General features: G+C 49.6%; 18 protein-coding genes. 1 reads left to right on the forward strand and 17 read right to left on the reverse strand.

The window, feature by feature from the left end; all coding sequences use genetic code 11:
- Positions 1-5 precede the first annotated feature (5 nt).
- The 4 genes from CFREI_RS11410 to CFREI_RS11425 are packed head-to-tail and all read right to left on the reverse strand — an operon-like array spanning position 6 to position 3,470.
- On the reverse strand, positions 6-563 hold the full coding sequence (locus CFREI_RS11410; RefSeq protein WP_051256129.1) for an aromatic-ring-hydroxylating dioxygenase subunit beta: 558 nt from the start codon (positions 561-563) through the stop codon (positions 6-8).
- 9 nt (positions 564-572) lie between these two features.
- Positions 573-1,775 carry an NAD(P)/FAD-dependent oxidoreductase gene (locus tag CFREI_RS11415; protein ID WP_027013601.1) on the reverse strand — a complete coding sequence of 401 codons (1,203 nt, stop codon included), beginning with the start codon at positions 1,773-1,775 and terminating at the stop codon, positions 573-575.
- A gap of 20 nt (positions 1,776-1,795) precedes the next feature.
- Positions 1,796-2,131, reverse strand: coding sequence for a non-heme iron oxygenase ferredoxin subunit (locus tag CFREI_RS11420; protein WP_027013600.1), 336 nt, complete (start codon positions 2,129-2,131; stop codon positions 1,796-1,798).
- Positions 2,132-2,135: 4 nt separating this feature from the next.
- The gene (locus tag CFREI_RS11425) at positions 2,136-3,470 is read right to left on the reverse strand and encodes an aromatic ring-hydroxylating dioxygenase subunit alpha (RefSeq protein WP_027013599.1); all 1,335 of its coding nucleotides are present in this window, start codon (positions 3,468-3,470) and stop codon (positions 2,136-2,138) included.
- Between the two features lie 379 nt (positions 3,471-3,849).
- On the opposite strand from CFREI_RS11425, the gene CFREI_RS11430 reads away from it, so the two are divergent.
- Positions 3,850-4,638 carry an IclR family transcriptional regulator gene (locus CFREI_RS11430; RefSeq protein ID WP_027013598.1) on the forward strand — a complete coding sequence of 263 codons (789 nt, stop codon included), beginning with the start codon at positions 3,850-3,852 and terminating at the stop codon, positions 4,636-4,638.
- 69 nt (positions 4,639-4,707) lie between these two features.
- On the opposite strand, the gene dmpG is transcribed toward CFREI_RS11430, so the two are convergent.
- The 13 genes from dmpG to CFREI_RS11495 all read right to left on the reverse strand — a co-directional run bounded on the left by dmpG (position 4,708) and on the right by CFREI_RS11495 (position 21,668).
- Positions 4,708-5,709, reverse strand: a complete 1,002-nt coding sequence (gene dmpG / locus CFREI_RS11435; RefSeq protein WP_027013597.1) for a 4-hydroxy-2-oxovalerate aldolase — start codon at positions 5,707-5,709, stop codon at positions 4,708-4,710.
- Complete coding sequence (locus CFREI_RS11440) at positions 5,710-6,627, reverse strand: acetaldehyde dehydrogenase (acetylating) (protein ID WP_027013596.1); 918 nt, start codon at positions 6,625-6,627, stop codon at positions 5,710-5,712.
- An 18-nt stretch (positions 6,628-6,645) separates the two neighbouring features.
- Positions 6,646-7,422 (reverse strand): 2-keto-4-pentenoate hydratase, encoded by a 777-nt coding sequence (locus CFREI_RS11445; protein ID WP_027013595.1) that lies wholly within the window; start codon positions 7,420-7,422, stop codon positions 6,646-6,648.
- The gene (locus CFREI_RS11450) at positions 7,419-8,369 is read right to left on the reverse strand and encodes a 3-carboxyethylcatechol 2,3-dioxygenase (protein WP_027013594.1); all 951 of its coding nucleotides are present in this window, start codon (positions 8,367-8,369) and stop codon (positions 7,419-7,421) included. Before CFREI_RS11450 ends, CFREI_RS11445 begins: the two co-directional genes overlap by 4 nt.
- On the reverse strand, positions 8,362-9,231 hold the full coding sequence (locus CFREI_RS11455) for an alpha/beta fold hydrolase (protein WP_027013593.1): 870 nt from the start codon (positions 9,229-9,231) through the stop codon (positions 8,362-8,364). Before CFREI_RS11455 ends, CFREI_RS11450 begins: the two co-directional genes overlap by 8 nt.
- 161 nt (positions 9,232-9,392) lie before the next feature.
- Positions 9,393-11,495, reverse strand: a complete 2,103-nt coding sequence (locus CFREI_RS11460) for a S9 family peptidase (protein WP_027013592.1) — start codon at positions 11,493-11,495, stop codon at positions 9,393-9,395.
- Positions 11,488-12,210: an ABC transporter ATP-binding protein gene (locus CFREI_RS11465; RefSeq protein WP_027013591.1), complete on the reverse strand. Its 723-nt coding sequence runs from the start codon at positions 12,208-12,210 to the stop codon at positions 11,488-11,490. The genes CFREI_RS11460 and CFREI_RS11465 overlap by 8 nt, the downstream gene beginning before the upstream one ends.
- A complete protein-coding gene (locus tag CFREI_RS11470; protein WP_027013590.1) occupies positions 12,204-13,274 on the reverse strand; it encodes a FecCD family ABC transporter permease in 1,071 nt (356 codons plus the stop codon). Before CFREI_RS11470 ends, CFREI_RS11465 begins: the two co-directional genes overlap by 7 nt.
- A complete protein-coding gene (locus tag CFREI_RS11475; protein WP_027013589.1) occupies positions 13,271-14,449 on the reverse strand; it encodes an ABC transporter substrate-binding protein in 1,179 nt (392 codons plus the stop codon). The genes CFREI_RS11470 and CFREI_RS11475 overlap by 4 nt, the downstream gene beginning before the upstream one ends.
- Positions 14,450-14,594: 145 nt before the next feature.
- Entirely contained in the window at positions 14,595-15,488 is an 894-nt protein-coding gene (locus CFREI_RS11480) for a phosphoribosylaminoimidazolesuccinocarboxamide synthase (protein ID WP_027013588.1), read from the reverse strand.
- Positions 15,489-16,633: 1,145 nt separating this feature from the next.
- Positions 16,634-18,073 (reverse strand): adenylosuccinate lyase, encoded by a 1,440-nt coding sequence (gene purB, locus CFREI_RS11485; RefSeq protein ID WP_027013585.1) that lies wholly within the window; start codon positions 18,071-18,073, stop codon positions 16,634-16,636.
- Between the two features lie 30 nt (positions 18,074-18,103).
- Entirely contained in the window at positions 18,104-19,240 is a 1,137-nt protein-coding gene (locus CFREI_RS11490; protein WP_027013584.1) for a pyridoxal phosphate-dependent aminotransferase, read from the reverse strand.
- 22 nt (positions 19,241-19,262) lie between these two features.
- A complete protein-coding gene (locus CFREI_RS11495) occupies positions 19,263-21,668 on the reverse strand; it encodes a DUF5979 domain-containing protein (protein WP_027013583.1) in 2,406 nt (801 codons plus the stop codon).
- Between the last annotated feature and the right edge of the window lie 154 nt (positions 21,669-21,822).

Raw genomic sequence — 21,822 nt, forward strand, 5'->3', positions numbered from 1 at the left:
TCTCCCTAAAAGAATGTCGAAATATTTTTCGAAGGCAGCACGTTAATATCCAACAGAATGCGACGGTCGAAGATTTTCCACCCTTGATCTGTCGTGCGCAAAAGATCTGTGCGTGTACCAGCGAACATATCGCGTTCACGTTCTAGTCGCGTCCGCCAAACTAAGAAATTTGTTCGAACTTCAATAACATCTTGGTCGGCCAGCGTAGCGTGTCGCGCAATAAGATTGGTAATCAAATGCCGGGTACGTGATGGCGGGTCCTCCGCCCACGCCATACCTGAGTCGAAACGCCGAATTCGCCAAGCTAGAGAATCCTTTGTCTCATCGTAAAACGCGGTATCTTCGGGACCAGCGATCGCAAGCGCTTGTTGACGCCGCGTTCGGTTTGTGCGCGTCGGTGCCCAATAGTAAAGATCTTCATCAAAGTGTTGTAACCAATCTACGTAGCGCCCTTCGTCCAGCAGTGCGGCTTCCTCGTAGTACAAGTTTTGGAGTTCGTAGTAAAGCTGTATATCTACACGATCCCCTCGGGTAATTCCTTCTTTGCTGAGGTAATCAGTCATGGTCGTTTCCTAACGTGCGAGCTTTTTCAGGTTGACGTTCGGGTCACGCAGTTGTTCTGGGGCAACCACGATTCGCCGATCTATAATGCGTCTTGCAGCTCGTACCGCCATGCCGTTATCAATAGCTGCACAGCCAGCGAGCGTGCCGTCTGGGCGAACACGGAACGCAACTTCAGGTTCCCCATGTTTGTTCGGGCGTAGTACCGTTTCGCCTTCTTCGGTCATCGAGCCCACACCTTCTACATGCACTCCGTATCGGTCTGTCCAAAACCAAGCTGCCCCATGTTGTGGAAGTTCCTGACCAGTAATTGATGCAGCAGCAGTTTGTGCTTCAAAAACTGCGGATTCCCAGTGCTCATGCCGGCGTAACAATGTACCGTCTTCGTTTCGAGTGCGAGCGCAGTCCCCGATCGCCCAAATATTTTCTAGGCTTGTTCGTTGTGCATAATCAACGAGCACGCCACCATCACAATCAAGGCCTGCACTTCGGGCCAGACGCTCTTCCGGCACGATCCCAACGGCAAGGAGCACATAGTCTGCCTGTACTGCATCGTGCCCATCGATTGTTATCGCATAACCATGCTCTGTGTGCTCAATGCTGGTAGTCAAACCAGTAATTGTGTGCACACCGTTGGCTTTGTGCAATGCGTGAAGACGTCGCGCCAGCTCTTCTCCAAGCGCCGGGACCAGAGCAATTGGCGCAGGGTCGATAAGTGTTACCTCAGCCCCTAACTCCCGTGCCGACGATGCAACCTCAGCGCCGATAAGACCAGCCCCAACGATTGCTAAATGCACACCTTTTGTAAGAACTTTTTTCAAATTCTCCGCGTCTTCGACCGTTCGAAGAACAAACACGGACAAGTGCTCAAATGCTGGGATATTACGAGGTATCCCACCGGTGGCCAAAACCAAGTTGTCATAGCCCCTGGTACTACCATCTTCCATGACCAATTCACGGTTTTCAGGAGCTATACGACCCACCTGACCTCGAACGACATTAACGCCTTGCTCTTCATACCAACTGCGAGGCGCAAGAAGTAGCTGCTCAGCGTTTTTCTCACCTGACAGAATTTCTTTCGAAAGCGGTGGACGATCATACGGCAAGCCGTTCGGATCAATAATCGTAATTTCGCCTGCGTATCCGCGAGAACGTAATTCACTGGCCAGAGTAAATCCAGCAATACCGCCGCCAATAATCGTTGTTGAACTCATGGCAAAATCCACGCTCCTACCTATGCCGAGGTTCCTGGATAAAGCCACACTTCATCACCGCGAAGCTCAACTTTGTGGGTAGTGGTGTCTTCCACCGCTGGCATACTCAGCACTTTTCCGGTTTTTAGGCAGAATTTTCCAGAGTGCAACGGACACTCAACTTCAGTGCCCTCAACCCACCCTTCTGCTAGGGACGCGTTGCCATGTGTACACACATCGTCAAGAGCATAAAACTCGTCATCTTCAGTACGGAATACGGCTATTGCGTTTTCCACACCACTTACATCAGATTCGATAACCGTACCTTCTTCTTGCTCAAAGTCATCGATCTCACCGATTTTTACTGGGTTATTCATGGAGTCACATTCCTTTGGTCTCATGCCAAGCAGGGGTGGACATTAATTCGCGCCATCGTCGGTATACTCCGCGACCAGCAGCGTCGGAATATAAACCCGAGGTTGTACCTGGGTAGTCATCGCGCTGAGTTTCTGTTCCCAATCCCATCTGATAGTTCAGCGCAGTGTTGCCAACCATAAATGCATGTGCATTGGCTTGGCACTCAGACCAGTTTTCGCCGTCATCTTGTTCGAAAATTCCGGAAGGCCCAAATGTGCGGAGATTATATAAACGTTGTGCACGCCGCACATCATCAGGCATTGATTTGTCCAGTACAGTCCAGGACCACACTTCCATTTTGTTAGGACCTTTTGGATGCCAAACGCGTATCGACCCATTCACCGGCAGGTAGGAAAAGTTCGGAAATACGGTCGCATGGCCGTTTGTGAGCGGCCCCATGACCTGTTCAGGCGAAAGGCGTTCCCTCAGGAATTCATAGTCGTAATACTCATGTACTGGTTGCGCATCAAAACGGTTTTTTGGATGCACCGGGAAACCTGCACCATGACCATGCTCATTTGTAAATTGCACACCTGTTCGCAGAGCAATTTCTTTTTTCGGCCCTTTTCCGGATGGCGAAAGGACCATTAACGCCGAGGCATGCGACATATTAACGTGGTACCAGTCGGTCGCAAACTGCTCCGCCGCTAGCTTCCAGTTGCCTTCAAGCACCCATTTTGCAACACCGCCAACCACGCAAGTGCCCTCCGGGTCCCGGTCCATAAATGCGTCGATATACCATTTCATGTCACCCAGGGACTCTTCTAATGGCTCCGCATTTTCATCCCAATTAGCAAAAATTAAACCTTTGTATGACTCCACGCGAGGAACACTTACAAGGCCCCAATCCGCAGGATTAAAGTCGCTGGCATATGCCTCTCGAGCTGGAACATCAATAAGTTTGCCATCGAGATCATAGGCCCACCCGTGGTAGGTACAAATAAAGTTCTTTGTCGCACCTTCATCAGCACGACAAACCCGAGCACCACGATGTCGGCAATTATTCAATAGCACCCGAATTTCGCGTTTTTTATTCATCGTCGCGATAACAGGGTCTTCGCCCATATAGGTTTGGAAAAAGTCACCAGGACGTTTGAATTGATCAGAATGAGCAATAAAAAGCCAGCTTCGTGCGAAAATCCTTCGCATTTCCTGATCGTAGATGCGCTGGTCAGAAAAGATTCTCCGGTCTATTAAACCACCATCCGGATCTACCATACCGCTGACATCAAGGTTTCGATCTAAACCCTCAGGACGGGTGAGCCCCCCTCGAGGTATTGGATTACCAGTTGTACACACGTTGTTCTCCTAAAACTGCCGCGGGACTGCACGACACCCCTTCACTGTGCCCCAAAACACAAGCCGTGTTCTAGTTCACGTTCCGTAGAATGGAACGTCTTCACCTTGGAAAAAGTAATTCACCCACCCCTACACCCCCTTGATTTTCAACCTGCCCATACCGTGCCTAATGAACTAAGTTTTCAGCAGCTCACAGATTGCCAGCAAATAGTCTATTGACCACCTTTTTCATCAAAATTCAGGCGCACGATTGGAGATGTATTCGGCTAAAAATTAATCTAAAACAACACGTCACGTTCCATACAGTGGAACATTTCATTTCGGCAAACCAACAGAATAACGCAAAATATATTCAATCAGCCCAAACAGGAAAGACCACATGAGCAGCCCAAAGAATTCCCCAGATACTCGCAGCTCTGTAGATAAAGCTTTTAGTTTACTGCGCAGTTTTAGCGATCACGACGCCGCAGGCGTTGGTGTTAGTGAACTTGCCCGCAGGGCTTGCCTTTCTAAATCAACAGCCCATCGCCTCCTTGCAACCCTTGTTGCCAATGGCGCCGTCGAGCGCTCCGGTGACTTTTACCGTCTCGGCCCTCTTTGTTTCGAATTGACTAGCGATCAGGGGACCCGTGCACACGATATGATTAGCGAGATTCTCACACCATTCCTCGCAGTTTTATTCGAACGCACGCGCCAGACCGTCCACCTCGCAACTCTCCAGGGGAACGAAGTTGTATACATAAATAAACTTTTTTCCGCTCGGCGAATCGCTAGCCCGTCTCGCATTGGTGGACGTGCTCCCGCCTATTGCACAGGCGTTGGAAAAGCAATGTTGGCTTGGGATTACGTGCGAGCAGAATCAACAATTGCTAGCGGGCTCCACCGTTGGACTCCATATACCATTACAGATCCTGAAGAATTCCGCGAAGAATTAGCGACAATCCGAAATGAAGGTATCGCTTACGATAGGCAAGAAATAGCACTCGGATTATCTTGTATCGCTGCCCCAATTTTTGGTCGAAACAACGAACCCATTGCGGCCATGTCAGTTTCTGGTGCATCCACCCAATTTAAGCCTGAAGAGCATGTCGCAGCGTTAAAACGAATCTGTGCTGCTGCCGGTCGAGCGGCCCTCGAACATCAACGAGAATTCGAACAAACTGCATAATCACTATTAAATTCACCGAAGCCCCATCGCAATCAAAGACTGCGTTGGGGCTACAGCATACTGCGCGGACTATCCGTGAAGTGCCACCGCGACGTCGATAATCATGTCTTCTTGACCGCCAACGTAACCGCGTCGGCCTACCTCTGCAAGAATATCTGCGGTGGGAATATTGTAGCGCGCGGCCGCACGTTCAGCATGCAGAAGGAAGGAGTTATATACGCCCATCTGGCCTTGAATAATGGAACCTCTGTCCATCATCGGAAGACGCTCCACCATCGGCTTTAACACGTCTTCGGCGGCGCCTAGAATACCCTCTAAATCTACACCGTGCTTAATATCCAGGCGATCGAACGCTACGGCAAGCACTTCTGTCGGGGAATTACCTGCACCTGCACCAAGTCCCGCCAAGGAGCCATCGATTTGCGACGCCCCTGCACGCACCGCTAGCACAGAGTTTGCAACCCCAAATGAAAGGTTTTGGTGGCCGTGAAAACCAACTTGTGCTTCTTCACCTATTTCATCGACCAAAGCTTTTACACGATCAGCAGCTTCTTCCATAATCAGCGAACCAGCAGAGTCAACGACAAACACGCATTCGCAACCAGCATCAACCATAATTCGAGCTTGCTTAGCTAATTCCAATGGTTCAATTCGGTGCGAAAGCATAAGGAAACCACCAGTTTCCATGCCGAGTTCCCGAGCTGCCTGAAAATGCCTTATGGAAACATCAGCTTCCGTACAGTGCGTGGCAATTCGCACCATGCTTGCCCCTCGAGCATGTGCTTCCTTCAGATCCTCCACCGTGCCTAAACCAGGCAATAACAAGCAGGCAATCTTGGCAAACTTCGCTTCATCTACAGCCGCTGAAATTAAATCTAGATCAGGGACTTTTGAAAACCCGTAATTAAATGACGATCCACCAAGACCGTCACCGTGGGTGACTTCAATCATTTCAACAGAAGCGTTGTCTAGTGCTCGAACAACATTCCGAACTTGCTCTTCAGTGTATTGATGGCGAACCGCATGGGAACCATCTCGTAAAGTTGTGTCATTAAGACGGATCTTGGTCATTTATTTCCCCTCCTCTAAAAGTTCTACATACCGATCCGCCGTAGCAACCGCAGCTGCAGTGATAATATCCAGATTTCCTGCATATTCTGGCAAGTAGTCGGCGGCTCCTTTAACCTCAAGCAATACCGTGACACGGCCCCATCCATTCCACTCTGGGCGCGCATAATCAAACTGAGGTTCGGCCGTAAGCCGATAGCCCGGCACATATCCTTGGACCGTAGCAACCATTTCATCGATCGACTGACGCACACGATCCTGAAGTTCTCCAGGTTCCGCAGCCATCGCTGGCAATGAACAGTACACGGTATTACGCATAAGCATGGGCGGATCAACAGGGTTCAAAATAAGAATTGCCTTCGCCCGCCGTGCACCACCAACAGCTTCAAGCGCGCGCGACGTCGTGTGCATAAATTCGTCAATATTAGCGCGGGTTCCAGGACCGGCTGATTTTGAAGCTATTGACGCCACAATCTCCGCATATTCCACATCCACTATGCGCGACACTGCCGCAACAATAGGTGTGGTTGCCTGCCCTCCGCAGGTAATCATATTGACATTATCAACAGTTTTTAGGGCATCGAGATTGACCGATGGGCAGAAGTACGGGCCCACAGCAGCAGGTGTTAAATCGATAGCATGGATTCCTGCTTCTCGGTACTTCGGCGCATTAGCTTGATGCGCATAAGCTGATGTAGCTTCAAACACAAGGTCAGGAAGCTCCGTTTGCTCCAAAAGCCAATCAACGCCACCGGCAGAAGCGGTAACTCCAAGTTTTTCTGCCCGTGCCAAACCATCAGAGTTTGGATCGACACCGATCATATATACCGGCTCTACATAACGAGAGTTTTTCCGCAATTTCATGAGCAGATCAGTTCCGATATTCCCCGGACCAATGACCGCTGCAGTGTATTTTTTCATGGGTGATTTCCTCAAACTTTATTGAAAATGCGCAGTTAAAGTCCCGAAAGGGCCATAATCCACAACTAAAGTCTCGCCAGATGTGACTGGGGCTGCGCCACAAAAGCTACCCGTGAGAATCACGTCACCTTTTTGTAAGGCCACACCTTGTTCGGCGAGGGTGTGCACCAACCAAACCAATGGATGTAATGGGTGGTCCATAACAGCCGCAGCGTGACCGCTGCCAACAACTTGACCTGCAATACTCATAGTTGCGCTGACGCTCAACAACTCATCAATGTTTATGGGCACTGGTTCTGTACCAAGAATTACCGCACCACACGAGGCATTATCAGCAACGGTATCCACGAGGCGAATATCCCAATCGCGTACACGCGAATCAATGATTTCCACCGCCAGGTATATTCCCTCAATCGCCTCAGCTACCGCCTTAAAATCAGCATCTGCGCGCAGTGAAGATGCCAACTGAAATCCCAGTTCAGGCTCAACCTTCGGAGCAATAAAACGAGACACGTCTATCGCATCACCATCGGTGAACACCATCTGATCAGTAAAAAATCCAAAATCTGGACTATCAACGCCAAGTTGCTGCTGCATAGCTCGCGAGGTCAATCCAATTTTTCTACCAATAACTCTGTGGCCTGCGGCAACCAAAGCCTGTTCCTGATACTGCTGAATCTTATAAGCACCAGCTAGATCAAGCCCAGGTACAAGATTCCTAGGCGGATCAACTGCCTTTTTGGTGGTATAGGCCTGCAACAATTGCTCAGCAACTTCTTCGAGTGAGCGGTTCATCGACGCTCCTCGGCAAGCATAATGCCAAAACCGGCAATAAACTCCTTAATGGGCCGGTAGTATTCATAGCTCACATCAAAGCCATCAGTTGCCGCATGTAAAGCCGAAAATGCCGCTACCCAGCTTCGGACTTCATGAGATGAATGCCCGGCGTCGATATCCATTTGGTCTGCTGTATACGCATCAAATCGTTCCGGCTCATTGGAAGCACAATCCTCCATAAACTTTCGATCCCATTCTGGGTTCAATTCCTGAATGGGAGCTTCACCTCGAGCAAATGCTTGGGCAGTGGTAATCACCCGTTCTTGCCGGGCTTGCCTCGCTTCTTCGGTAGGATGCCGACCGTTCAATAGCAGTTTCTTTTGCTCATCTGTCGCAGTTACCCACTGCGGCACAGGCGGATCGTGGCTTAAACCTCCAGACGCAATAATAAGTACCTTTTTTCCATCTGCCTGAAGATGACGCAAAAACTCCCCGACTGTTTGTCCCATTTGACGCACACGTTCCATTGGCACAAACGGACGAGCTAACCCATTTACATAGATAGGAATGACTGGTTTGGCCGCGATGTCACCATACAATATTTCCATCGGCTGTACAGCACCATGGTCCAATTCCATACGGCGTGAAATCGCCATATCAATACCGCGATCCAACACAAATTGAGCAAGCTGCTCACTAAGCGCAGTAGGTACATCGAGCGGACCTGCTTGTGAATCATAATCCCCAACACCAAGTGCCTCATACCCCACGCAATAAGGTGGCATAAGATCGTAAAAGAACCCGTTATAGTGATCGGGCGAAAAAGTGACCACTAGATCAGGATCAAAAGCGCGCACTACGGAACGAACCCGATCAAATGCGATTTCTAATTCCTGGAGAATATCTGCTCCTGGATCATTAATATGTAGAAGCGGGCTATGAGACATAGCGAGCAATTTAATCATTGGTTTCTCCCAGGAGGAATTCGAGCTGAATCTTGTTAAAGGTGTCCGCGTCTTCGTACTGCGGCCAGTGTCCGCAATTTTCCATGACCGCTAGTTTGGCATTAGGAATTAGTTCTGAAATGCGCCGTCCTTCATCCACCGGGCCTGAAGGATCCTTCGTGGTCCATAACACGAGTGCTGGTGCTTGAATTTCTTGTAGGTCTTGATCGGAGAGCATGTTTCGTTTCCGAATTTCCATGTTTTGCAGCGCCATATTCATTTCACAAGCACGCTTCCAATCAGGTTGCTCGAAAATTCGCTGTCGAGTTCGAATTAAATCTGGAGTAACCATGCTTGGATCCGCCATTAACCACTCGAGCCTCGCCTGAACCCGTTCCCAACTGGGATCTTCTGCAGCAGCCATTGACAATGTGTATAGGCGCTCCATCACCTGTGGATTTGCCATTGTTCCACCCATTGTGTTCAACACAATGCGTTCTACACGCTCGGGATGCAATTGGGCTAAGCGTGCAGTTGTCCAACCGCCTAAGGACTCTCCAGAAAAAGAAGCCTTTTCTACACCTAAATGATCCATTACCGCAAGAACTTGCGCAATATAGTGCTTAATTTCAAGTGGGTGATCTGGTTTTGAGCTGTACCCATGACCAATAAAATCTATTGCATAGACATTAAAATGCTTCGAATGCGCTTGCAAATTTCTTACATACGCTTCCGCATGGCCGGTTATCCCATGAAGCAAAAATAATGTTGGTTTCTCTGGTGAACCGGCATGTAAATACCGGGTGCGATAACCTCCAGCTTCAATATAACCTTGGCTAAATTCCACTTCTGCAAGGTCATCCCAAACGCTCGTATATTCCATAGTTTCTCCGATCAAAAAGCACAACATTTGCACACATCGTGATGTGCCACACACTTTGAGATCGTAAGGTTTCCGCCAAAAGAAACGTAGGGCTCGTTCCATTGAATGGAACGAGCCCTACAAGAAACGTATTGCGTTTGGGTTCCTATTTAGCTAACCGGTTAGTCGGTTTTCCCGGTGACCTGATTAATCATCCACGCATATTCAAACGCTGTTTGGCGCCATTTGTCATATCGTCCAGAGACTCCACCATGGCCAGCAGCCATTTCAGTTTTCAGAAGAAATTCTCCACTAGTGGCGGTTGCCCGGAGGGCTGCTATCCATTTGGCTGGCTCAACATAAAGGACACGTGTGTCATTGATTGAAGTGACTGCCAGGATGTTTGGGTATCGTTTGGCTTCGATATTCTCGTATGGAGCATAGGAAGCCATATAGTCATAGACCTTTTCGTCTGCTAGTGGGTTGCCCCATTCTTCCCATTCCACAACAGTAAGCGGCAATTCAGGCATAAGGATACTGGTCAGTGGATCTACAAATGGAACGATTGCAGCTATTGCTTGGAATCGGTCACCCGCCATATTTGCTACTGCACCCATAAGAAGTCCACCTGCTGACCCGCCATTTGCCACGAGTTTGGTTGGGTCGGTGATGTTGTGCGCAATGAGGTGGTCCGCGACGTCGATAAAGTCTGTAAAGGTGTTTTTCTTAGTGAGTATTTTGCCGGTGTCATACCAAATACGCCCCATTTCGCCACCACCTCGAACGTGCGCAATTGCAAAGATCATGCCTCGGTCAAGCATGCTTAAGCGCGCCGTAGAAAATGCCGGATCGATCGGAGTTTCGTATGATCCATAGCCATATAGGAGTGTCGGCTGGGGTTTGGAAATATCTAGGTCTTTGCGGCAAATTATGGATACTGGGACTTGCACTCCGTCGCGGGCAGTAACCCATTCACGTCGTGCAGTGTATTCATTAGGATCATATCCACCAAGCACTTCTTGCTGTTTCAGCAGGGTTTTTTCTCCAGTTTGAATATCTAGATCATACAAGCAACTTGGGGTAAGAAAGCTGGTATATGAAAAACGGAGTTTAGGCGCTTTCCATTCTGGGTTACTTCCAGTACCTACCGAGTAAAGTTCTTCCGGGAATTCGAGTTCCTTGAATTCGGTATACCCAGGATCCAGTTTCATAATTGCCAGCCGACCGATACCACCGGAGCGATATCCAAACGCAATATGCGTGGCGAATGTATCTACCCCTTCAATACGTACATTATCGCGATGTGGTACGAGTACATTAAGCGATTCAAATGAGTGCAATTCATCAATGCCGCATTCAGCGAGCTCAAAATTTGGCCCACTTGCATTGTGTATTACTAGCCAACGATCCTCGTCATTTACTATGGCATGGTCCACCCCATATTCCACGCCTTCTTTTCGGGGTACTAGGCAGCGGAATTCACCTGTTGGATTTGCTAATTCCAGTACCCAAATTTCGCTGGTGATTTTTGAACCTACTTCAATAAGCAAGTATTTTTCGCTCCGAGTAGAATCCACCCCCACCCAAAAACGCTCATCTGGCTCATAGAATACTCGTTCATCTTCACTTACTGGGGTGCCTACTTTATGTCGCCATACTGAATCTGGACGCCATGATGCATCGACCTTTTGATAGAACACATAATCGTCCCCTGCCCATACTGCCCCGGCGGCAATTCCGGGAATTTCATCGGGAAATAACTCACCGCTTTCTAGGTCTTTAATCCGGAGTGTATAGCGCTCGTTTCCTTCAGTATCAGTGGAATACGCCAGATAACGCCCGGAAACCGTAACGGATCCGGCACCGAGGGAAAAGTATTCGTGGCCTTCGGCTAGTTCATTAGCGTCTAGAATGATTTGTTCTTCGGGCAATGCACTTTCGGTGATATGCGGCGGGTTCCAGTCATGTGCTGGTACGCGGCAGGTTATACCGTAGCTTTTGCCTTCTTCGGTGCGCCCAAAGTACCACCAGTCACCGCTCCGCGATGGCACAGACATATCTGTTTCTTTAATGCGGGATTTTATTTCCTGGAAAATATTTTCCTGCAGTGTCTTTAGCTTGCTTGTCTGTGCTTCGGTATAGGCATTTTCTGCCTCAAGGTATGCGATTGTTTCGGCGGATTCTTTATCCCGCATCCACTCATAGTTGTCGATGAATTCCCGCCCATGGTGGATACGGGTATGGGGAATTTTTTGTGCCGTGGGTGGCGTTACGGAATCAGTCATACACTCCGATGGTACTCAGCGGCGTTACCACAGGAATATTGCCATCACGCAGCACTTGCGCTTCCACCCTATATACTTCGCGCAATAGGTCAGGGGTAATAACCTCTTGCGGTGTACCTTGGGTAATCAGCTCACCTTCGTGCATCACTACCAATTCGCCACACATACGTGCGGCAAGATTAATATCGTGGATGGCCACTAAGGCTACCGCTCCTCGTTGTTGTGTCCGTTGTCGCAGCAGGTGTAAGAGAAAAAGCTGCCGGTGCAGATCTAGTGCAGAGGTTGGCTCGTCAAGCAGCATAATATTTGGTTCCGCCACCAACATTTGCGCCACCGCCACCAACTGCCGCTGTCCTCCGGACAATTCACGGAGTCTCCGCCCAGCTACATGCCCCACACCTAATTCAGTGAGTGTCGACGCCGCCGCCTCCACCGGATGCACCGCACCGGCTCGGCGTGCGCCAACCAATACGGTTTCTAATGCACTAAGTGCGGCAGTATCTGGGATTTCCTGGGGAACATAACCAATGTCTTTTCGTTTACCCACGAGGGATCGAATCAATGTGGATTTTCCCGAAGCATTTGGCCCTAAAAGTCCAGTGACGTGGCCGCCTTGAATTGGTCGTTCGGTGGCAAAATCTTTAAGCACCGTTTTCCGCCCATATCGAGCGGTAACTCCTTGAATAACCAGTTCTATTGGCTTGGGCGCTACCACAGTGTCCTCCTGCCAGCCATAACGATGACAATAAAAAATGGCACACCAATGAGTGCAGTAATAATCCCAATTGGCATCGCTAAACCTGGGATAATTACCAGGCTCGCGGCATGAGATGCAGAAAGCATAAACGCCCCTGCCGCCATGGAAGCGGGCATAAAGTACCGTTGGTCTTCTCCCACGAGCATCCTTGCCACATGAGGCCCTACCAATCCAACGAATCCAATAATCCCGCAAAACGCCACTGCTGTCGCTGCGAGCAAAGATACGACAATCAAAACAATTATTCGTAGGCGCGTAACATGCACACCAAGCGCGCGGGCGCGGGCGTCGCCAAGCCGTAATGCTGTAAGCCGCCAGGCCAATACCGCAAACAATGGGATCGCCATTGCCAATACTGCGCCAATAACACCATTGGCAATCCAGGTTGCACGAGTCAATGAGCCCATTGTCCAAAACACGATTTGTTGGAGTGCCTCGGTGGTAGCACGATACTGAATTAATGCCAGTAACGCTTGGAACAAAAAGACTAAACCAATACCCAATAAAATCATGGTTTCTGCGGATGCTCCGCGCACTACCGCAGCGACCACAATAATCGTGGTTGCCAGCATTGCCGCAGCCCAAGCAGTCGCAGCGAGGTTGAATTGCGGGTGACCAAGTACCGTCCATCCCAATACAATTGCCGCCGCACCGCCAAAAGCTGCGGCTGCAGAAATGCCAAGAGTGAATGGTTCTGCGAGTGGATTTCCAAGGATCGTTTGCATTTGGGCACCGGCTAATGCCAATGACATTCCCACCAGGATGGCCATCACTGACATTGGTAATCTGAGCTTCCAAAGCACTGTGTAATCGCGCTCGCTCAGTGCGCTGGGGTCTACGATCCCGCGTACTACATCACCAACGCTAAGGTCTACTGGCCCAACGATCGTACCGATAATAAATGCGACAAGCGCCGCCAGTGTTAAACCGAAAATAATCGCCCATCTAAGAACAACAGTTCGACGATGCTCGGTAACAATTTCTTGAACTGACGGCGCTACTTGCTCAGTTGTCGTGGTCATTTGTTCTTCGGACTACTTACAAAGAACACTCCCGATGCCTCAAATGGCAGGTACTCCTTATGAGCTTCCGCTAAATGAGCCTCTGGATCAAGGTCCTTAAAGAGTTCAGGTTGGAGCCACATCGCGAATTGCTCCAACGCCAGATAATTAAATGGCGAATCATAGAATTGGTGCCACACTGCATGTAGATCACCGTTTAATTGATCAAAACCTGGCGTTGCGCGCAACCCCTCGAGTGTTTTCTCTGAAACATCTTTTGTAGTGTCATACCCTAATTCAACATGGGGAACTACTTCAGGCTTATCTTTATCGGGCGCCCACGAGCCCCCTGTTGCAATAATCACTTCTGGTTGTTCTGCAATTATTTTCTCTGCAGTAAGGTCACCTTCATCACCATCGAGTAGGTGATCACCAAGATTGTCGCCACCGGCAAGATTAATAAGCTCGCCAAGGTTTGATTCTTTTACTGTTGCACAACAGTCTTTAAGCCCAGCCGCGCGCCATAAAAATGTCTTTGGACGTTTTTCTGCCTTTGCAGCACCTTCGCGAATGGTATCGACTGTCTTTTGCCAGTCTTCATTGAATTTTTTCGCTTGGTCTTCTTTATTAAATAACGCACCAAGCAATTCCATTGATTTTGTTGTGTTTTCCAATGGGTGCTGCCGGAAATCCGTCACCACAAATTTCAGCCCTGCGGCTTCCATTTTCTCCACCATGCCCGTTGTGGATATCGATTCATAATGGTCTGCGGTTATCACAACTACATCGGGCTCAAAGGAAACTAGATTTTCTACCGTCACATCCCCTTTAGAAAGACTGCCGATCTCCGGAACATCTTTCGTTTCAGGTACCGCTTCGATCAAATTTTTGTGGTACGTGGGGGCCGCCGTCGCCAAATCACTACCGAGGGCCACCACCTTATCCAGCGGATTATTTTTATCCAGAATCGATGTTGCAAACACTCCGCGCCCCTCCCCGAGCACCACCCGTTCAGGGTGCTTCTCAAAGGAAACTTCCCGCCCCAACACATCTGTAACCGTTACGCTACCAGTGCTTTTCGACGCCCCCTCACTCGCCGTTGTACTTCCCCCGCCAGTTGTCCCTGATTGCGGTGCGCTACACGCACTCAGTGTTAAACATGCCAAAACTATGGCAGTAGCGGTTCTTTTTAACATGGCTGCCCTTCATTAGTTTGAATCCGAGATCAATCTTTCGATTGGCCAAAATAAATACTAATAAGGCTAGCCTTTCCTGACAAGAGTTTTTTCCCAAATAAATAAACCCTGCAGCAAAACTGCAGGGCACCTGTATTAGAAACTGCTATACACAGCAGCCAATCCACTCCGAGAATTTCTTTCCAGAAATCCTTTCATACGCCTCAATATAGCGTTCCCTCGTAGCCTCGATTACCGATCCAGGCAGCGGAGGTGGCGGCATCGCACTACATTTCTCCCATCCCGATTTTGAACTCATCAACCAGTTCCGAACGTACTGTTTATCAAAACTTGGTTGAACTTTCCCCTCAACATACCCCTCAGCTGGCCAGTACCGAGACGAATCAGGCGTAAGCACCTCATCTGCCAAAACCAATTTGCCTTCTTCATCGATCCCAAATTCAAATTTGGTATCCGCGAGAATCAGCCCCTTTTCCAAGGCCAGCTCAGCAGCCTTCGAATAAATCTCCAATGTTGCTTTACGTAGTTCTTCCGCGCGAGCTTCGCCAAGTTTTTCCACTACAGCATCGAAGCTCACGTTTTCATCATGATCGCCAAGATCGGCTTTCGTGGCTGGAGTAAAAATCGGCTCCGGTAACCGCGATGCTTCCCGCAACCCTTCCGGCAGCTTTACCCCACACACTTCCCCGGTCTCTTTGTACTCAGCCAACGCAGATCCAGTGAGATACCCACGGGCAACACATTCAAATGGAACCATGTTGAGCTTTTTGCAAACTAAAGCCCTACCCAATACTTCATCAGGGATCCGCGGATCATCCAGTGGACCCGCCAAATGATTAGGGAAATCAATAGCATCAAAAAAGAACATGCTCATTGCGGTAAGAACCCGGCCTTTATCCGGGATCTCCGTCTCCAATATGTGATCAAAAGCCGAGATGCGATCCGAAACCACCATTAATAGGGTTTCATCATCGATTTCGTAAATCTCGCGAACCTTACCTGCAGAAAGGTGGTTATACGAGGACAGTTCTGGACGCATAGCAAATGATTCTAGTCCTCCCCTTCCCTCAATGTCATTTGGTAGCAATCACAACCATAAAAACCCATTCATCAGCACATCAGCCACAAAAACCACACAACACACACAGCCCCTCAACAGCATCAATAACCAAGGAAAACGCACCCACAAAGCAGACTCTTCATACTGTCCAGCACCCCTTTAGGAGGGTACCCCTTTCTCAATTACGAGCCCCTGCTCCCCCACCCAAGCCGAACCCCTCCCTAAAGCCCAAGCAGACATCAGCTACAACGAACAACACCAACCCATTGAAATCACTTTCAATTGAGTTCTCTACCTTAAATGTGAGGCAACGCAGACGGCTCTTCAGAAAACATCATTAGAATGGCCCAAATTTAAGTAACCTTGGACCGAAAGACCCCGAAAGGCCTGGCCGGTCTGCGCGAGCCCCAAGAATGGCACGGGAATGCCCGGGAATGCCCGGGAAAGGCAGATTTGTGTTGTGGGCTTCTGGTCTTGTGGTGTGAGCTGGGGAAATGCGGTGGTGGGTTGTGGGTGATGTGAAATCTGCCTTGTTGGGTGGTGGGGTGTGTCAGATCTGCCTGATATTTTGGGCTGGTGGGCTGAAAAACCAGGGCTTTCCGAGTATTTGAGTTGGTTTCCTGGGTGAGTTGGCTGGCTTTCCGAGCCTTCGAGCCGCATTCCCTGCGGTTTGATAGGCTCACCCTATTGAACTAGATATGTTTTCATCCCTACTGTCGCAGATTCCATAAAATCGCCTGAAAAAATGGAATTTGCGACAGCAAGCAACATTGCACACAATCGTTGACCTGGGGTTTGTCGCAGATTCCATAAAAACAGCGAAAAAAATGGAATTCGTGACAGGTTCCCTACCTATCGTGTCGCAGATTCCATAAAAACAGCCGAAAAAATGGAATCTGTGACAACACGCCCAACCAGCGCCCAACCAGCGCCCAAAAAGACCAGGTCACCAGCCGCGCACAACCAAACCAACAGACACAACGGCTCCTAAAGCCAAGTGGTTTTTAACCAAGGCCCCAGTGGGAAGGCCCCAGGTGCCAAACCCTCAAGGGCAAAGCTAAATCTTCCCCAGCCCCAAAGGACCCCCAGCCCCAAAGGACCCCCAGCCCCAAAGGACCCCAGGTTTAAAGGATTTCGCCTGGTTTGTATTGTGCGGCCTCGGGGTGCCGGTATACGAGTTCTTGGATTCGGACTATTACTCGGGAGACTTGCGATTCTGCTGCACCGATAAATGCGTGGCGGTCTTCCAGGGCTTCTTGGAGTTGGCTTTCGGTAAGGGGCATTCGACTGTCTGCGGCAAGACGCTGGATTAGGTCTTGTTCGCCTCCTTGTTCGCGCATATTTAGGGCCACGGCTACGGCGTGTTCTTTAATGATTTCGTGCGCGGTTTCGCGGCCAAGGCCAGCGCGGACTGCTTCCATTAGGATGCGGGTGGTGGCTAGGAATGGGAGGTAGCGTTCAAGTTCTCGGCTGATCATTGCGGGGAATGCACCGAATTCTTCTAGCACTGTTAAGAATGTTTCAAACATTCCATCAATTGCAAAGAAAGCGTCTGGGAGGGCCACTCGGCGTACCACCGAGCAGAATACGTCACCTTCATTCCATTGTTGGCCGGAGAGATCAGCAAGCATGGTCAGGTAGCCACGTAACACCACTTGCAGTCCGCCGACTCGTTCACATGAGCGGGCGTTCATTTTATGGGGCATGGCGGACGAGCCAACTTGGCCTTCTTTAAATCCTTCGGTCACAATTTCATTGCCAGCCATCAGTCTAATTGTGGTGGCGAGGGAAGAAGGGCCCGCACCGAGCTGGACAAGCGCGGACACGGCGTCGAAATCCAGTGAACGTGGATACACTTGCCCTACTGAATCAAATACCCGAAGGAAGCCGAGGTGATCGGCGATGCGGGTCTCCAAAGAGGCGAGTTTCATTTCGTTTCCGCCCATAAGGTCTAGCATGTCTTGGGAGGTACCCATGGGTCCTTTTATGCCACGCAGGGGGTATCTGCCTAGGAGTTCTTCTACGCGTTCGATTCCCACAAGCATTTCGTCGGCGGCTGTGGCAAATCGCTTTCCTAATGTGGTTGCTTGAGCAGCGACATTATGGGAGCGTCCTGCCATAACTATGGATTGGTATTCGGCGGCGCGTTCGCCAATGCGCGCTACAACGGCTACGGCTTTGTCGCGAATGAGTTCAAGCGATCGGACTACTTGGAGTTGCTCTACGTTTTCAGTGAGGTCGCGGCTGGTCATTCCTTTGTGAATATGCTCGTGGCCTGCGAGTTCATTGAATTCTTCGATGCGGGCTTTTACATCGTGGCGGGTAATGCGTTCTCGGGCGGCAATGGAATCGAGGTCAACATTGTCGATGACGGCTTCATAAGCGTCGATCACCTCAAGGGGAATATCCACCCCCAGGTCTTTTTGTGCCTTCATAACGGCGATCCAGAGTTGCCGTTCAAGAATGATTTTTGATTCCGCACTCCACAAACTATTGAGGTCGGCAGATGCATATCGATTGGATAGGACGTTTGCGATCTTCTTCGTTTCAGCCACGTTTTTCATTATCGCACGACCTGGTTGTGCATGACGGTCTTACAGTACTTCCGCAAGTCTTGTACAGGCTTCTTCGATAAGTTCAGGCGCCACACAAAAGCTTATTCGTACATACTGATGGCCGTTGACTGGATCGAAGTCTATGCCGGGTGCGAACGCTACTCCCGTGGCGTCGAGAAGCTCACGGCACCAGATTTCGGAATTATCTGTCAGGTGCGATACATCAACATAAAGGTAGAAACCCCCGTCCGGCGGGGCGAACTTGCCAAGCCCTAACTGTGGCAGGCGTTTTAAAAGCAGGCTTCTCGACGCCGCGTACCGCTCAACGTGCCCACGAACCTCTGCCAAGGCCTCCTCACTAAAGGAAGCGAGTGCTGCATATTGCGAAATCGCCGGTGGACACAGCGCAAGATTCGCTTCAAGATTTTCCAGTGGTTCAATAAGATATTCAGGGACAATAAGCCAACCTAGGCGCCAGCCGGTCATAGAAAAATATTTACTTAGACTACCAACTACCACCGCTCGATCAGAGAAATTCCTGGCCGTAGCGCACTCCCTGCCATAACTAATCCCGTGATAGATCTCATCCGAAATAAGTAGGCAGCCCTTTGCTTCGCACCACTGAGCGATTCGTTGTAGTTCTTGGGGTTCAATAATCGTTCCAGTAGGGTTATCCGGACTCGTGACTATAAGCGCCCTGGGAATAGTTTCTAAGGAATCAAGAATTTCAACAGTTGGTTGGAATCTTGTCTCTGGCCCGCATGGCACTTCCATAATCTTTACGCCGAGCGCATGGAGCGCATTCCGGTATGCGGGATAGCCTGGGCGAGTCATTGCAATCGTGTCACCCGCTTCCAAAGCAGCAAGAAACAATGCCACAAAGCCACCGGACGAACCTGTAGTAATGACAATATTATTTGCTTGTGTATCGCTGCCATACGTATTCCGATGCCATTGGGCTATGCATTCCCGCAGTTCGGGAATACCCAACGTTGGTGTATAGCCTAGGGTATGTTCAGCCAAGCACTTTTGCGCATGTGTAACCACAGCCTGTGGCGCGCCCGTTGCTGGCTGACCAACACACATTGCGATTGCATTGGGTTTCGCTTGCGCAGCAGCAAGAATCTGCATGACGCGAAACGGTTCAATCTGGCTTCGGGCACTCACAAAACTCATATAGCCATGGTAATGCCCGCGCTTATTTTCGACGAGATCTCCGAACCAACCAGAATCCAACCAACCCCATAAGCAATGCCGCTACCACAAACCCAAGTACACTGGCGCCTGTCCGCGCCAATTGTTGAGCATTGTATTGGGATGCAGTTTGCTCCTCTTGGCGTTGCTGCTGAAATGTTTTCGCTTCCTCCGGGGTCCTGGGAATGCTGGTTAACACCTCATTTCCACCAATATGTGAAGACCCCGTATCTTCTCCCAATAATGCGCTTAGACCCAGTATTCCGAGAATTCCCGCACCACTCACTTTAGAAACCACAGTTGGGTTTCCAGTGCTATTAGTAACCGTGACCAGCATTCCTGCGTCATCGGCAACCACAATGGCAGTGGCACTATTATCACCATGGTCTTCTACCGCAGCCCCAACACTGCCTTTAAATGTTGGGGTATGCCATATGGAATCTTCTGGGAGTTTTTCCTTTACAGTTACTTTGGTACCGAGCGGCAATTTTGGAAAATCGGTATATACGTCTCCATGCCGAAGGGTAAACGCCCGGGTTTCCATAATGCCGTCTTTGCTCCAAGAAACTTCAAACTCGAATTCTTCATCACTTTTGGCAGTGGCTACCGTAGGGTTTTCAATGTTTTTTGTAATCCCAAGGCTTCCTGACATCCGTGAGTATGTAGATATAAACTCTGCATGAGTAATGTTCGGTTCCGGCTGAATTGTAATAGTTCGTTTCCGATCCCTAGGTTCCGAAACCATACTAAAACCTGCAAAGGCTTCGCTGGTGCCCTCTTCCGTAATAATGCACATTGCACCGAGTGGGAAACGCTCATTTCCTGTACTTACTGGCACTCCATCACCTCGTGCCACTAAGGTGCCTTGTTTTGTTCCGTCGTTGCTATCGCACACATACTGAAATTTATATTCAGCGTCGCGAGCTGCATCTACTCCTGCCGTGCGTTTTACCACAGCAAACGGGGCATCAGAACGCCCAACCGAGTGAGAAAGCACTACCCCAACATTGCGACCAGCAACAGTGCGAATGGTAATGCTTTTGCCATCTTCCGCAAGTTCAACTACGTTTTCACCTTCGCCTGGCGCTATGGAAAACTGCGGTTCACCAAATTGAATGCCCGAAATCTCGGGGCGAGTTAGTTCCGTAAGTTTGACAATCGTACCTGGCGGCAAAGGAGTATTACCACTCGAAGCTGCCTCAACTGGCACCACTAAGGTTTCTTCCCGAACCTGCTGATCTGGCAATAGTATTTCGGCTTTCACACGAAATTCTGTGCCTGGAGGTACTAATGCGGGGTCATTTCCTTCCGCCAACACGTTATGAACAGTAAAAGACTCCCGATCCACACCCTGAATTGCGGCACTGGATAATTGCATGCGTTGAACACTATTACCAGTATCAACACGTTTACCTAATAATTCTGCCGCATTTGTTGTAGGGGTTTTATCGGGTGCAAATTTCCCGTCATGTGTTTTAGTTTGGTAGCGAACTCGGTAGTAGTGCTCCGCAACCCAACCACCTTCTGGTGGCACGAGTGTAAAACGTCCGGTGGCTCCTTCTGCATGAAATGGTTCAATAACACGCGGGTTTCCAATTTGTTGCTTGGCTATCCATTCGCCATCGCCACGCTCCCCGACCTCATACTCCGTAATCGTTGGCGGGCCCGTAAACACATGGGCAAATCCACCGAGTGTATCGGCAACCGGAACTTCATTACCGCCCTGCGAATTTGCCCACTCTACTAATTCCCTGCCTGGAATATTGATTGTCCAGTGTGCAGTAATTTGGTCACTGCCATACCAACCCCACTTGCGCAGCGTTTTTGGAAAGGTATCCTGCACACCAATTACACCGACGCCCGAACCATCCTCCGGCCCTGGTAGCTTTACTGTCCGCTGCTCACCATTGAAACGCATAACGACGTCCCGAGCCTCAAGCTCTTTCGTTGCCTGAATCTGGGTCGAAACTGTGCCGCGTATATCTTGCTTTTCCAAAAACGGCGTTGCTTTTTCATCCAAGCGGCAATGCATGCTTCGCTCATGCGGTTTTGTTACGCAGACACCATATTCTGTGTCGCCCTCGCCTTTTAGCGGAAAATCACCAGATGCAAAATGGCTAAAATGCTCAGGATATTCGATTGTGAATTCCTGACCAATAAATATGCCATTCGGGGCAAACCAATCAATATCAAATGCCACGCGATTCCACTGGCGAATGGTCTCATGCGGTTCTGGCACACCGTTGACTACCGGCGCTATCCGAATATCTCCAATTTCAATTGGCTTTTCATCTTGATGATTATGCTCTTGGGCTGCTACTTGTGTTGGTACCGCAGCAATTCCGATCACTACCAGAACAATGACGAAGATGGTCCGTAGGGTAATCCACGCGACCGATGGCATCCGCATCTAGCAGGGTTCCTTTCAGCTTTTGTCTGTGTTCTCAATTCGAAGACGAACGCATTTTGGGGTATCCAGGACCCAGCTTCACCACGAGAACAGCAACTTCGACATTCACAGATTAATAAGTCAAACCTTAAGCTGCAATGAGCTTCACCCCAAA

This window comes from Corynebacterium freiburgense (assembly GCF_030408815.1).
Taxonomy (GTDB): domain Bacteria; phylum Actinomycetota; class Actinomycetes; order Mycobacteriales; family Mycobacteriaceae; genus Corynebacterium; species Corynebacterium freiburgense.

Bases quoted from the DNA above. Each gene is read 5' to 3' on its own strand.
- CFREI_RS11410 (WP_051256129.1), bottom strand. From the start codon at position 563: ATGACTGATTACCTCAGCAAAGAAGGAATTACCCGAGGGGATCGTGTA.
- CFREI_RS11415 (WP_027013601.1), bottom strand. From the start codon at position 1,775: ATGAGTTCAACAACGATTATTGGCGGCGGTATTGCTGGATTTACTCTG.
- CFREI_RS11420 (WP_027013600.1), bottom strand. From the start codon at position 2,131: ATGAATAACCCAGTAAAAATCGGTGAGATCGATGACTTTGAGCAAGAA.
- CFREI_RS11430 (WP_027013598.1), top strand. From the start codon at position 3,850: ATGAGCAGCCCAAAGAATTCCCCAGATACTCGCAGCTCTGTAGATAAA.
- dmpG (WP_027013597.1), bottom strand. From the start codon at position 5,709: ATGACCAAGATCCGTCTTAATGACACAACTTTACGAGATGGTTCCCAT.
- CFREI_RS11440 (WP_027013596.1), bottom strand. From the start codon at position 6,627: ATGAAAAAATACACTGCAGCGGTCATTGGTCCGGGGAATATCGGAACT.
- CFREI_RS11445 (WP_027013595.1), bottom strand. From the start codon at position 7,422: ATGAACCGCTCACTCGAAGAAGTTGCTGAGCAATTGTTGCAGGCCTAT.
- CFREI_RS11450 (WP_027013594.1), bottom strand. From the start codon at position 8,369: ATGATTAAATTGCTCGCTATGTCTCATAGCCCGCTTCTACATATTAAT.
- CFREI_RS11455 (WP_027013593.1), bottom strand. From the start codon at position 9,231: ATGGAATATACGAGCGTTTGGGATGACCTTGCAGAAGTGGAATTTAGC.
- CFREI_RS11460 (WP_027013592.1), bottom strand. From the start codon at position 11,495: ATGACTGATTCCGTAACGCCACCCACGGCACAAAAAATTCCCCATACC.
- CFREI_RS11470 (WP_027013590.1), bottom strand. From the start codon at position 13,274: ATGACCACGACAACTGAGCAAGTAGCGCCGTCAGTTCAAGAAATTGTT.
- CFREI_RS11475 (WP_027013589.1), bottom strand. From the start codon at position 14,449: ATGTTAAAAAGAACCGCTACTGCCATAGTTTTGGCATGTTTAACACTG.
- CFREI_RS11480 (WP_027013588.1), bottom strand. From the start codon at position 15,488: ATGCGTCCAGAACTGTCCTCGTATAACCACCTTTCTGCAGGTAAGGTT.
- purB (WP_027013585.1), bottom strand. From the start codon at position 18,073: ATGAAAAACGTGGCTGAAACGAAGAAGATCGCAAACGTCCTATCCAAT.
- CFREI_RS11490 (WP_027013584.1), bottom strand. From the start codon at position 19,240: ATGAGTTTTGTGAGTGCCCGAAGCCAGATTGAACCGTTTCGCGTCATG.
- CFREI_RS11495 (WP_027013583.1), bottom strand. From the start codon at position 21,668: ATGCGGATGCCATCGGTCGCGTGGATTACCCTACGGACCATCTTCGTC.